This is a genomic window from Enterobacter cloacae complex sp. AR_0002 (genome assembly GCF_001922365.1).
Lineage (GTDB): Bacteria > Pseudomonadota > Gammaproteobacteria > Enterobacterales > Enterobacteriaceae > Enterobacter > Enterobacter hormaechei_C.
The window spans coordinates 4,678,983-4,692,170 of sequence record NZ_CP018814.1 but is presented as its reverse complement, the minus strand read 5'-3'; the positions used below and the strand labels follow the sequence as shown (position 1 = coordinate 4,692,170).

5 protein-coding genes are annotated in these 13,188 nt (G+C 56.7%); 1 reads left to right on the top strand and 4 read right to left on the bottom strand.

The features are described from left to right. The first annotated feature begins 63 nt into the window (after window positions 1-63). Entirely contained in the window at window positions 64-1,395 is a 1,332-nt protein-coding gene (gene argA / locus AM329_RS23305) for an amino-acid N-acetyltransferase (RefSeq protein ID WP_003862767.1), read from the top strand. A 33-nt stretch (window positions 1,396-1,428) separates the two neighbouring features. Here argA and recD read toward each other — a convergent pair whose 3' ends face one another. The 4 genes from recD to recC all read right to left on the bottom strand — a co-directional run bounded on the left by recD (window position 1,429) and on the right by recC (window position 13,181). Then, window positions 1,429-3,249 carry an exodeoxyribonuclease V subunit alpha gene (recD, locus tag AM329_RS23300; protein ID WP_075155273.1) on the bottom strand — a complete coding sequence of 607 codons (1,821 nt, stop codon included), beginning with the start codon at window positions 3,247-3,249 and terminating at the stop codon, window positions 1,429-1,431. Next, entirely contained in the window at window positions 3,246-6,788 is a 3,543-nt protein-coding gene (gene recB / locus AM329_RS23295) for an exodeoxyribonuclease V subunit beta (protein ID WP_032610059.1), read from the bottom strand. The genes recD and recB overlap by 4 nt, the downstream gene beginning before the upstream one ends. Next, complete coding sequence (gene ptrA, locus AM329_RS23290) at window positions 6,785-9,667, bottom strand: pitrilysin (RefSeq protein WP_032610060.1); 2,883 nt, start codon at window positions 9,665-9,667, stop codon at window positions 6,785-6,787. The genes recB and ptrA overlap by 4 nt, the downstream gene beginning before the upstream one ends. 139 nt (window positions 9,668-9,806) lie before the next feature. Further along, entirely contained in the window at window positions 9,807-13,181 is a 3,375-nt protein-coding gene (recC, locus tag AM329_RS23285; RefSeq protein WP_032610061.1) for an exodeoxyribonuclease V subunit gamma, read from the bottom strand. Window positions 13,182-13,188 lie beyond the last annotated feature (7 nt).

The following is a 13,188-nucleotide window of genomic DNA, read 5'->3' as shown; positions in this document are numbered from 1 at the left end:
CACGCGGCCGCGATCGAATAAAAATACATAAATTACGAATAAACATTCACTAAGGGTTGTATCATGGTTAAGGAACGCAGAACCGAACTGGTCCAGGGATTCCGCCATTCTGTTCCCTATATCAACACCCATCGGGGAAAAACGTTTGTCATCATGCTTGGCGGCGAAGCCATTGAGCATGAAAACTTTTCCAGCATCGTCAATGATATCGGCCTGCTGCACAGCCTCGGCATCCGTCTGGTGGTGGTGTATGGCGCACGTCCGCAAATCGAAGCCAACCTGGCCGCCCATCACCATGAGCCGATCTACCACAAACACACGCGCGTGACGGATGCGAAAACCCTCGAACTGGTCAAACAGGCGGCGGGTCTGTTGCAGCTCGATATCACCGCCCGCCTGTCGATGAGCCTGAATAATACGCCGTTGCAGGGCGCGCACATTAACGTGGTGAGCGGCAACTTTATCATCGCTCAGCCGCTCGGCGTGGACGATGGCGTGGATTACTGCCACAGCGGCCGCATCCGCCGTATTGATGAAGACGCCATTCACCGCCAGTTAGACAATGGCGCGATCGTCCTGATGGGGCCCGTTGCCGTCTCCGTAACGGGTGAAAGTTTTAATCTGACCTCAGAAGAGATTGCCACCCAGCTGGCCATCAAGCTGAAAGCGGAAAAAATGATCGGCTTTTGCTCCTCGCAGGGTGTCGTGAACGATGAGGGCGTGATTGTGCCAGAACTTTTTCCGAATGAAGCCCAGGCGCGCGTGGAAGCGCTGGAAGCAGAAGGCGATTACTATTCCGGTACCGTGCGTTTTCTGCGCGGCGCCGTTAAAGCGTGCCGCAGCGGGGTGCGCCGCAGCCACCTGATCAGCTATCAGGAAGACGGTGCGCTGTTGCAGGAACTGTTCTCCCGGGACGGGATCGGTACGCAGATCGTCATGGAGAGCGCCGAGCAGATCCGCCGTGCCACCATCAACGATATCGGCGGCATTCTGGAGCTGATCCGTCCGCTGGAACAACAGGGCATTCTGGTTCGCCGCTCCCGGGAGCAGCTGGAGATGGAGATCGACAAGTTCACCATCATTCAGCGCGATAACCTGACCATTGCCTGTGCGGCGCTTTATCCGTTCCCGGAAGAGCAGATTGGCGAAATGGCGTGCGTTGCCGTGCACCCGGATTACCGTAGCTCCTCGCGGGGGGAACTGCTGCTTGAACGCGTGGCGGCACAGGCGCGCCAGATGGGTCTGAGCAAGCTGTTCGTGCTCACCACGCGCAGCATTCACTGGTTCCAGGAGCGCGGCTTCACGCCGGTGGATATTGATTCCCTGCCGGAAAGTAAGAAAGAGATGTACAACTACCAGCGCCGCTCGAAGGTGTTAATGGCGGACCTGGGATAACAGTCACCCTCTCCTGTTGGAGAGGGCGTTCACTCAGACAGATTCAAATATCGCGCTTAATCCGCTTCTGCGCTCGGTACGGGTGGCAATAGCCTGGCTCAACACGCGCTCATCCGCATACAGCGACAGGCGCTGGCGCGCACGGGTAATGGCGGTGTAGACCAGTTCGCGGGTCACTACCGGCGACAGCTGTGTCGGCAGGATCAGCGCCGCATGGTTGAACTCGGAGCCCTGAGATTTATGTACCGTCATCGCCCATGCCGTTTCATGCTCTGGCAGGCGGCTGGGCTGGACGGACTTCACGCTACCGTCCGGTAGCTGGAACCAGACGAGCAGACCGTTACCGCGATCGAGCGCAATGCCGATATCCCCGTTGAACAGCCCCAGCGCACTGTCGTTGCGGGAGATCATCACTGGCCGGCCTTCATACCATCGCGAATGCAGCTGACGGTTAATTTTGCGTTTCTGCACCAGCAACTGCTCCAGCCTGTCGTTCAGGCCCGTGACGCCAAACGGCCCTTCCCGCAATGCGCACAGAAGCTGGTATTCGCCAAATGCGGCGATGACCTGTCCGGGCTGACTGCACTGCTGCACGCAGCTCAGAAAATGCTGGTATCCCTGGAGAGCCTCCTCAAGCATAGCCTGATACTCTTCCCCGCTTTGCAGCGATTTCTTTTCAATGTCAGTGAAGGTACCGTCAAACACCGTGCGCGTGGCGTGCCTGTCGCCACGGTTGACCGCCGCAGCCAGCTGGCCGATGCCGGAGTCGCTACCGAAACGGTAGCTTTTTTGCAGCAGGCACAGGCTGTCACGCAGTGCGCCCGCGATCGGCGTGTGATCGGGTTCAAGCGAGCAGCCGGTCAGACGGGCGAGCTCCTGCGCCCGCGCGGCGGTATAACCGTAACTGGCGTAGGTACAGATATCTCCCAGCACCGCCCCGGCTTCTACAGAGGCGAGCTGGTCGCGATCGCCCAGGAAAACCACCCGCGCATGGGGTGGCAGAGCATCAATCAGGCGCGACATCATGGTCAGGTCGATCATGGAGGCTTCATCCACCACCAGCACGTCCAGATGCAGCGGATTACCTGCATGGTAGCGCAGCCGCTGGCTACCCGGCTGCGCGCCGAGCAGACGGTGCAGAGTACTTGCTTCACCCGGGAAAAGCGCAAGCTGCTCCTGAGTGAGCGGCAGCTGTTGCATCGCGCCGCCCAGTGATTCGGTCAGACGCGCCGCAGCCTTCCCGGTGGGCGCCGCCAGACGAATACGGCATCGCTGCTCTCCTGAAAGCTGTATCAGGGCTGCCAGCAGCTTTGCGACGGTCGTTGTTTTCCCCGTTCCCGGGCCGCCGGATATCACCGAGATCCGCCGCGTCAGGGCGACGGCCGCCGCCACTTTCTGCCAGTCTGTGTCCTCACCGGAGTCAAACAGCCTGTCCAGCGTCTGGCGAAGCTGTGCTTCGTCGCAGGGAAGCGGCGCATTGGTCTCACTAAAGAAACGCGCTACCGTCAGTTCATTTCGCCACAGGCGGTTCAGGTATAAGCGCTCCCCCGTCAGGATCAGCGGTGCCTGGTTGTCTCCCGGCCCAACGGCTGACGATTCCCGCAAGATTTTCTGCCAGTCCACCTTATCTCCCAGCAGCGCAAAGCAGGACTGGAGGACAGGCGGCATTTTCTCGTCAACCACCAGACGCGAGAGCGGCAGACACACATGCCCCTCTCCGGCATCTTTACTCAACAGGGCAGCGGCAAGCATCACGGCGGGCTGGTCAGCGGCAATCATCATGGCAAACTGCACGTCCAGCTGACGCAGCACGCGTTGCTCTACCGCATCCAGCAATAAGTCCTGCATCGTCATGCCATCTCCTCCGTGTTTGCTGCAAACAGGTTATCCATTTTATTAATCAATTCCGCATCCGGACGAGTGCTGAAGATCCCGGAGCGCGGATCGGCAGCATCAACCCCGCGCAGGAACAGGTAGATGACACCGCCAAAATGATCGTCGTAGCGATAATCCGCAATACGGTGGCGCAAATAGCGGTGCAGCGCCAGGGTATAGAGCTGATATTGCAGATCGTAGCGATGCATTTGCATGGCGGCCGCCATCGCCTGCTGGGTATAGGCTGCGCTGTTCTCGCCCAGCCAGTTTGATTTGTAATCCAGCAGGTAGTACCGTCCTTCGTGACGGAAGACCAGGTCGATAAACCCTTTCAGCATGCCCTGCACCTGACGGAAGTTCAGCGGCGGGCAACCGGCTGACAGCGGATCGTACTGACGGATAAGCGCATCGAGCGCGTCGGCCTTAAGCGGGCCTGCGACGGGCAGATAAAACTCCATCTCAACCTGCTTATTTTTGGCCGTTAACTGGCGAAGAGAGAAGCCCTGCGCCGTCAGCGGCGCTTGCAAAATGGCGTTGATCCAGTCAGTGAGAACGGGCTGCCAGTGCGCGTCATAGCCTCCGCTCTGCAACATCTTCAGCACCCACTCCTCACTGACAGGCTGGGTGAAATCAAGCTCTTCAAAAAGGCTGTGCAAAAAGGTGCCCGGCGACGCGCCGCGTGGGAACTGATGCGGAGTTAACGTCGGTTCAACCGGAACATCGCCTACCCCTGCGGCATCCACGTCCAGCTTCGGCATGAGATCCTGCGCAATACTTTGCCCTTGCTGTTGCAGGCCAGAATAGCTGGTGACGCGCCAGTCGTCGGCAAGCACCCGTGTGATCTGGCGCGCGTTAAGATCGGTCACGGGCTCTTGCGCCATTTCCCAGCGGCTGTTGTCTGGCAGAGAAGGGATATGCAGGGCGATATCGTCTCCGCAAAGCGACTCAATACAGAGGCGCAACCCCGCCGCATCTTTCGGCTCACCACGCTGAATAAGCCGCCCTAAGGCGCTTAAATGGAAATCGCTCTCCCCTGTTTTCTCCCCGCGACGGCGGAAAACCGGCGCGACGCCCAGGCTGCAATGCCAGACAGAACGGGTCAGCGCCACGTAAAGCAGGCGCAAATCCTCCGCCAGACGCTCCGCTTCCGCCAGCTCAACGCTGGTTTCCGCCTTGCTGAGATCGAGCACCGCATCGAAAGTCTCGCGGTCATGATAATAGGCCTGATCCTGAACGCGGTAGTTGGCGATAAAGGGCAGCCAGACCAGCGGATACTCGAGACCTTTCGATTTGTGAATGGTGACGATTTGCACCAGATGCTTATCGCTCTCAAGACGCATCTGCTGGCTTGAGGCGTTACTGTTTGGATCCGCGATTTGCTGCGCCAGCCAGCGCACGAGGGCATGTTCACTTTCAAGCTGGGTGCCGGCTTCCTGCAACAGTTCGCTAATGTGTAAAATATCGGTAAGACGCCTTTCACCGCCGGATGACGCCAGCATATTTTCGGCAATCTGACGCCGCGTCATCAATTCGCGCAGCATCGCCATGACGCCGCGTTTTTGCCAGCGTTCACGGTAATGGACAAACTCTTCAACCACCGCATCCCATGCGTTTTCGTCATGGTTGAGCTCATCAATATCGCGCGCGTTCAACCCCAGCATAGAGCTGGCCAGCGCGCTTCGAAGCGTATTTTCGCGCTCCGGCGCCAGTACCGCCTGAAGCAGCCAGAGCATTTCCTGGGCTTCCAGCGTGTCGAACACGCTGTCACGGTTAGAGAGATACACTGACGGAATATCCAGCAATGTTAGCGCATCGCGGATTAACGCCGCTTCCTGACGACTGCGCACCAGCACGGTAATATCAGAGGCTTTAACAGGATTTGCCTGTTCCCCCTTCCACAGCAGCGCCTCGCCGCGGTTGCCTGCGCTCAGCCAGTCACGGATTTGCGCGGCGCAGTGCTGGGCCATCGCCGCCTGATAATCAGCAACGCCATAGCCTTCCCCTTCAAGCAGCCAGAAGGTCATGGCGGGCTGCTCCGCGCCACTGACTTCGAAGCGCAGGGATGCGTTTTTTGGGGCGGATTTCACCGGCAGAAAAGGGATTTCCTTGAACATGAACGCCGTCTCCATACGGCTGAACAGCGCATTGACGCTCTCAACCATCCCCGGAGCGGAACGCCAGTTGGTGTCTAACGTGTAATGCGCGACAACTTCACTACGGGCTTTCATATAGGTGAAGATATCTGCCCCACGGAAGGCGTAAATCGCCTGTTTAGGGTCGCCAATCAACAACAGGGCAGTGTCGGGCTGCTGTCGCCAGATGCGGCGAAAAATGCGGTACTGCTGGGGGTCGGTGTCCTGAAATTCGTCAATCATCGCCACCGGAAAACGGGTACGGATCGCGCTGGCGAGCGCTTCACCATTCTCGCTGGACAGGGCTTCGTCCAGGCGGCTCAGCATGTCATCAAACCCCAGCTCGCCCCGGCGACGTTTTTCGCGCGCGACGGCCTGGCGGATCTCCGTCATGGCGCGGGTGATCATCAGGTCATTGAGCGTTAATGGCTCCGCAAGCAGCGCTTCAATCGCCACAAACAGGGGATGCTCAGGCACAATACCGTCGGCTTTGGTTCGCTCGGTCAAAAAGCGTTGCGAAAATTTTTCCAGTGCGTCCGGAAGCTGGTAGCCCCGCGTCTCCTCCTGGGCCCAGGCGCTGATCTTTTCGATCCACTTCCCCTGGTTCCCACGGTTGAACTTGCGTCTGTCGATGCCTGAGTTTTCGATGATTGCATCAATTTCACCGACCGACTCATTCCACTTCTGCTTAAGCGCGGCAATTTTGGCGACGATCTTTTCATGGCGCGAGGCCAGCGTTTCATCGGCAGGCGGAGGAGATTTAATGACCGGCGCCTCGCCTTGCAGGTAACGGTCGATGGCGCGAAGAAGCTCTTCCGGACCTTTCCACAGGGCGTGAACCGCTTCGGCAATGTCGCGCTGCAACGGATAACAGTGTCGACGCCAGAAATCCGCACAGGCCTGATAGCGAAGCTCGGATTCATCTTCAATAAGCTGCTGCTCAAAGAGCATGCCGGATTCAAACGCATTCAGGCTCAGCATGCGCTGACAAAAACCGTGAATGGTGAAGACGGACGCTTCATCCATTTGCCGTTCGGCCAGCAGCAGCCATTGCGCGGCCTGTTGCTTATCCGCAATCTCGTCCAGCAGGCTCGCGTAGAGGGGGTTATCCGTCGTCTGACGCAGACAGGCAATGCGCAGCTCATGAATGTTGCTGCGAATACGGCCACGCAGCTCGGCAGTGGCCGCTTCGGTGAAGGTTACCACCAGCAGCTCTTCCACGCTTAACGGGCGCGAAAAAGCGGCGTTGCCGCCGAGCCCCAACAGCAGACGCAGATAGAGCGCGGCGATGGTATAGGTTTTTCCCGTTCCCGCTGAGGCTTCAATCAGTCGCTCACCCTGTAGAGGTAAACTTAGGGGATCAAGCGGCTCAGCGGTATGGGTCATTCTTTCTTACTCCAGGGCATTGTTTGTTGCAGCGCGCTGACGCTCTTCCAGACGGTCCACTCTTTTGATTTTACGTAGTCCGTTTTCCCGTTCTGGCTGCCAGAAACCTGAGACAGGATGGCCATACCCTGCGGTTTTACTACCGCCTGATGGAAGAAATCGGCAACCTTTTGTGGCGTCAGCTGTTTTATTTCGGCCACTATTTTATCACGCGAATCAAATTTCATATTACCGCGATCAAAATCTTTGCTCAGCTGCGAGGCCTCTTCACCCAGCGTCTGCGGCGGTTGCATCACCTGGGCGATAACCGCCTGCTGGATTTGGGCAAACTCTTCCGGCTTCATGGCGCGCAGTTTTGCTTCCGCCTGCGGGAAGAACGCCTGATAACGCTGCCACAGGTAAGCGGGTTGCTTGTCACTGCTTTGCAGAAGGAAGCCCAGCCCCCACTGACGGCCCACATTCATGGAGAAAGCGAACACCGCATAGCCCAGCTGCTCTTCGGTGCGCAGCTGGTTGTAAAACCACGGCTGAATAATTTGACCAAGCACAGCACTCTGGGCAGAGCTGGTAAATTCGTCATAACCGACAGGGACAAACACCGCGGCCAGCGCGGAATCCGTGCTGCTTCCCGCTTTTTCGAAGATCACGTTCTGCTTTTTCTCTACCAGCACATCCTGGTTACGGCACCACTCATCGCCTTTTGAACCCAGTTGCGCACGGACGTTTTGCGCCAGCGTTTTAGCCTGATCTTCGCTCATATTCCCTACAACCAGGAACTCCGGACGGGTATTGGTTTTCAGCGCATCACGGTAAGCCAGCACCTCTTTTAAGGTGACTGAGGGCAATATCGCGCGGCGATCTTCGCGCTGGAAGTACGGAATTTGCGACAGCATCTGTGCTGGCATAATCGCCTGATCGTAGGCTTTACCCTTCTCGGCAGAATCCATCATCTGGGCATACCAGGACTTAGCCTGCTCGAGCTGTTCTTCCGTAGGCGTATAGCTGAAATAACCGTCCAGCAGCGCCTGGAACAGCTGCGGCAAACGCTGGGTATAGCCGTTGGCATTCACCATCAGGCCGTTATTGGCGTTGGTGGAGAAACTGATACCACCAACGGCAGCCTGGTTGCTGAGCTGATCGAGGGCAATACCGGCCAGATAATCATTAAGCGCAAACAGCACCTGGTTTCTGGCGCTGTCCATTGCTTTGGGGTTACGCAGCACCACGCTGACATCCGCTTTTGGCTCGTCGGCGAAATAGCGGCTTGGGGTGTAGACCACGCGCAGCGTCGGCTCATCAACAATCAGCTCCGGGTGCGGATACGCCTTTGCGGGTTTGATCAGCGAGAAATCGTCCGGGATGTAGGGGTTAAGCTCCGGTAACTTCAGCGCAATTTCCCCCGCCTTTTTCTGCCAGCCCGCGAAGGTCTGTTCGCTGATTTTTTCAACCTGATACGGGGCATCAACGAAGTAGGCCATTTTGTTATGCGGTTCGTTCGGGCTGATATACCAGACGCGGGCATTCTGCGGAGTCATCATCGCCAGACGCGCTTTGAGCGCTCCGGCGTCAAACTGGTCGGCAATATTTACCGCATCCAGCGTATGTTCCACCGGCACGCGGATCATGGTATCTGCCAGCCACTCAACGTAGTCCATATCACGCGTGATAGAGGGATAGCGGAAATCGAGATCCAGCACATGCGCCAGCTCGTCAAAGTAGCGTTTATCGACGCCTTTGTCGCGCAGCAGAGAGAGATAACTGAAAATGGCCGCAACGACGTCGTTCCGGTGAGCCAGCCCTTTATCGGTCAGCGTCGCGGAGATGGCCAGCACGCCGCTATTCCCATTTACAACGGGATCGGAGTCAGCGCGAATACCTTCCACCAGCCCCTGCTTTTGCAGCCAGTCGGAGAGCGTACCCGGGCTGCGGTTGCCGATAAGATACGTCACCAGCTCGTCGGTTTTGCTGCGGAACTGCGCCGTGTTGTTATCAATACGGAATTCAACGCGTAACACCTTGCGCGGCAAGGCCGGCACATAGTGAATAACAATGCCTTTTTGCGCGTCCGTGACAACTGGCACGTTAATCTGCGGCAGATCGATATTTTTATTTGGCACCCTGCCGTAGGTCTGCGCGGCCATGTTTGCCAGCGTCGGCAACGGTTTATTGCTGTAGATAACCGCTTTCATCAGATTGGCGGAATAGTATTTTTCACGAAACGCATGCAGCGCATCGAGCACCGGGCTACCTGGCTTGTCGCTCAGCGTTTCAAGGTTGCCGCCTGAGAAGCGCGAACCCGGGTGCGCCGGATTGATGGTTTCAGCACTAACCTGCGCCATGCGCATACCGTCTCGCGTGCGCGCCATCGTCAGTTCGGCGTTCACGGCATTACGTTCACGGTCAGCGTATTTTTTATCCAGCAGCGGTGCGGCGATGGCATCCGCCAGACGATCCACCGCCCCATCAAGCGCATCATTTTCCACTTCCAGGTAAAACGCGGTGCGATACGGCGCGGTACTAGCGTTGTGGCTGCCGCCATGCATTTTCAGAAATTCGGACAGGCTGTCAGGCTGTGGGTATTTTTTAGATCCCATCAGCGTCATGTGCTCAAGGTAGTGCGCCAGTCCCGGATGGGCGTCAGGATCTTCCAGCGAACCCACCGGCACAACCAGCGCGGAGAGCGATTTCACCGCCTGAGGATCGGAAACCAGCAGTACGGTCATCCCGTTATCAAGACGAATCGCCTGATACTGACGGGTGTCCTTATCGCTCTTACGGATTGTTTCCTTGACAGGTTGCCAACCGGAATCGGCCTGTGTGACGGGAGCCCAAAGGGCGATAAACAAAACAAACGCTTTGAACAAGGTGCTGCCTGGCATTACGACCTCTTTATCACGGCTACATCATTAACAACGTGCGTGCTGGACACGCCAGCATCTCTTTCTTTGGGTACATCAGTCCGTGATAAGAGGTGCATCATAAATGAACACCTCATACTGCGCAATTTTTATACAGCACTCAGGACTGATTAAATTTGTATAACGGTAACAGGTAGCGTTGCGCCTCCTGGGTGATAATGTCGAAATATTCTGGCTCCAGCGTTCGCCATAAACGTTGATACCAGACATCGTCACCTTCGCCACGTACCATCATGTTCCCTTCGTAGGCCTGCAAAAACTTGCTGCGCGCTTTCTGGAGCGAAGCCTCATCCGTTAACATGGCATTATTCTGCGCGTCATAACAGGCTTTTATCCATGCCCCCCCACTTTCAGGCAGCAAAAGCAGGGGTTTGTTCATGCCCTGACGGTAACCTTCAATATAAAGCGACAGGTACGTCAACGCCTGCTCAGGCTCCATCCGCGGGAAGCGCCATTCGCCGTCCTTACGTACAAACAACCGGCTTTCACCTTCGTGACCACTCGCACTGTAGACAAGATGTTCGAGCCAGAGTTGCAGGCCATGTGAAACGCTGAGCATGGATGGGCGCCAACGCAGCAGCCCGTCAGACTGCACGTGCGTGAGCCAGCCGCTAAGGTGCATACCGTTACAATCGAGATCGATTTCAATGCTGCTCGCCGGCTGCCGACACGCGATAACGCGGTCAGCTAGCGCTCGCATCTCCTCGCACTGGGCATCCCAGACGATTTCACCGAATGCACCATACGGAAGTAATCCCGACGCCCTGTAACGTCGGAACAGTTTACTGGCGTCTTCTTCGTCAACCAGCGCATTCAGAAGCTGGGAATTAAGCTTAAAACGCTCCAGCCCATCAAGAATAAACGGTTCCGCATCGGGGATTTCGCTCTCTTCAGAGCGGAAATTCACCTGCAAGCGTTGCTGGAAAAACGCCCGAACCGGGTGTGCCCAAAAGCGCTGTAGCTGCTCAAACGTGAGGGTGTCTATAGCGCGCGGTTCGAGCGCCTGAATAAAATCGGTTTGCGGCGTCCCCGCTTTCTTCGCGGCGGGAAGCCACTCGCGGGCATAGCTTTGCAGTTCATCAGGAACGTAGTTGACAGGATCGAACGGCATACGGCTATGGTGGCAAGTGATATGCGCTATCACCCGACGTTCGCTTTCGTCGCAGTTGCAGGCTTCATCGCCCGGCAGATAGTGGCTCTGTCCAATGTAGTCCACCAGCTCCTGCACCAGCACAGACGGGAAACGCTCGCTGTTATCCTGAATTGAACGTCCGATATAGCTGATATACAGCCTGCTTTGCGCAGACATCAGCGCCTCAAGGAAGAGATAACGGTCATCATCGCGGCGGCTGCGGTCACCCCGCTTCGGTTGTGCGCTCATAAGATCAAAGCCCAGAGGCGGCAGCGCACGCGGATAAATACCGTCGTTCATGCCAAGCAGACAGACCACTTTGAACGGGATTGAACGCATTGGCATCAGGGTACAAATATTCACCGGCCCCGCAAGGAAGCGCTGGCTGATGCGCTCCTGATCGAGACGTTGCGTCAGCTCATCACGCAGAAGCGAAAGGGGAACCGCCTCGTGATAGTGCGAATTAACCCCTTCATCAACGATGGCCTGCCACTGCTTCTCGATAAGCGCCATGGCGGCTTCAGTTTCGCTGTCCGGCAGGAAGAAATCATTCAGCATTTCGCGGCAAACTGGCAGCCACTCTTCGAGCAGGCGGGGCTGCATCAATGCACGGCGCCAGCGGTTGAGCTGCATAAGCAGCGTGGCTAAGTGACCAACCAGTTCCGCGATCAACCCACTGGATTCATCGTACGGCAGCACGTCATTCCATTCGCCGTGGATGCTCTCCATTGCATACCCCAGCAGCATGCGCGTCAGCCCAAACTGCCAGGTATGCTGGCCGGTTGCTGGCAGTTCGAACTCCTGGACGTTATCATCGTCGATACCCCAGCGGACACCGGATTCGTTGACCCACTGGCGCAGATAGCGCAACCCCTCTTCGTTAATGTTGAAACGTGCGGCCAGAACTGGCACATCCAGCAGTGCCAGCACATCCTCAGAGATAAACCGGCTATCAGGCAGCGAAAGCAGGCTGATAAAGGCCTGTAGCGCCGGGTGTGACTGACGAGCGCGACGGTCAGAGATTGCGTAGGGCAGATAGCGGTCGCCCGTTGCGCTGCCAAATACCGCCTGAATAAACGGGCTGTAGCTGTCGATATCCGCCACCATCACCACGATATCGCGCGGTGTCAGGGTTGGGTCGTCCTGCAACATGGCCAGCAGGCGGTCATGAAGAATTTCAACTTCACGCTGTGGGCTGTGACAAACGTGGATCGCGATACTACGATCGTCAGGATCCAGTTTTCGCTTCTTATCGCTTCGCGCAAACTCCTCGTCAGTGATCCCGGCAACGGCACGGTTCTCTAAATCCAGAATATCAAGCTGAATATTGTGCAGCAGGCTATCCGGCGTAATATCGGCAAACGCATCCACATCCCCTTCTCCCGAGGAGGTGATATCTGAAAGCAGATAAATATAGTCACGTCCGAGCTTGCCCCACGAGGCAAGCAGCGGGTTCGGCAGGTTCTGAATCCCCTCTTCATCAAAAAGCTGCGCCGCGTTTTCACTGTCTTTAAACAGCGGCACCGCGCGTTCTTCAAAGAGACGTTTTCTCTGACGGGTGACCAGCCGTGAAAGCCAGCGCGGATCCTGAATATCCCCCCAATAGTGCCGACACGGGTTGGTAAAGAGGATATGGATATCAGTGTGCTTACCGAGCGCTTTTAGCGCGTTCAGGTAGACAGGGGGCAACGCGGAGATACCGCAAATGAACACGCGTGACGGCAAACGGGCTGGCCGTTCTGCGCTGTTCTCAAGTATCGAGATAAAGCGATCGTACAGGTTAGCACGGTGCCACTTAGGCTGACCGAGTTTCCCGGTATGCTCGACCAGCGCTTTCCAGAGCGGCGCCTGCCAGATTTGCGCTTCCGGTAACCCATCGACTAATTCTCCTGCTTCCCAGCGAATCAGCCAGTCTGCACGGTAAACCAGATACTGGTCATAGAGGTCGGCAGTACGTGAGGCCAGCTGGAAAAGTTTACGCTTGTCGGCGTCGTCATTCAGGTAGTGCCGCAGCATGGCAAACTCATCACGCGCCAGCATGTCCGGCAGCAGCGTCATCAGTTTCCAGGCCATGCTTTGTTTGTTGAAGGCGCTCTGCTCAGGGATGTCCGGCAGGACGCGAACAAACATCTCCCAGATAAAGCTCGCGGGCAGCGGAAAATCGATGTTCGCCGCAATGCCAAATTTCTGCGAAAGGGACATTTGCAGCCACTGCGCCATACCGGTGCTCTGCACCAGCACCATTTCTGGCTCAAACGGATCGTCAAGACGCTCTTGCTCAACGATATACTCCATCAGTGCTTCCAGCACATCCAGACGATTTGAGTGGTAAACCCTTAGCATAAACGCT

What these genes read in the sequence shown, in the direction of transcription:
- argA (WP_003862767.1), top strand. Translation starts at nt 64, where the DNA reads ATGGTTAAGGAACGCAGAACCGAACTGGTCCAGGGATTCCGCCATTCT.
- recB (WP_032610059.1), bottom strand. Translation starts at nt 6,788, where the DNA reads ATGACCCATACCGCTGAGCCGCTTGATCCCCTAAGTTTACCTCTACAG.
- recD (WP_075155273.1), bottom strand. Translation starts at nt 3,249, where the DNA reads ATGACGATGCAGGACTTATTGCTGGATGCGGTAGAGCAACGCGTGCTG.
- recC (WP_032610061.1), bottom strand. Translation starts at nt 13,181, where the DNA reads ATGCTAAGGGTTTACCACTCAAATCGTCTGGATGTGCTGGAAGCACTG.
- ptrA (WP_032610060.1), bottom strand. Translation starts at nt 9,667, where the DNA reads ATGCCAGGCAGCACCTTGTTCAAAGCGTTTGTTTTGTTTATCGCCCTT.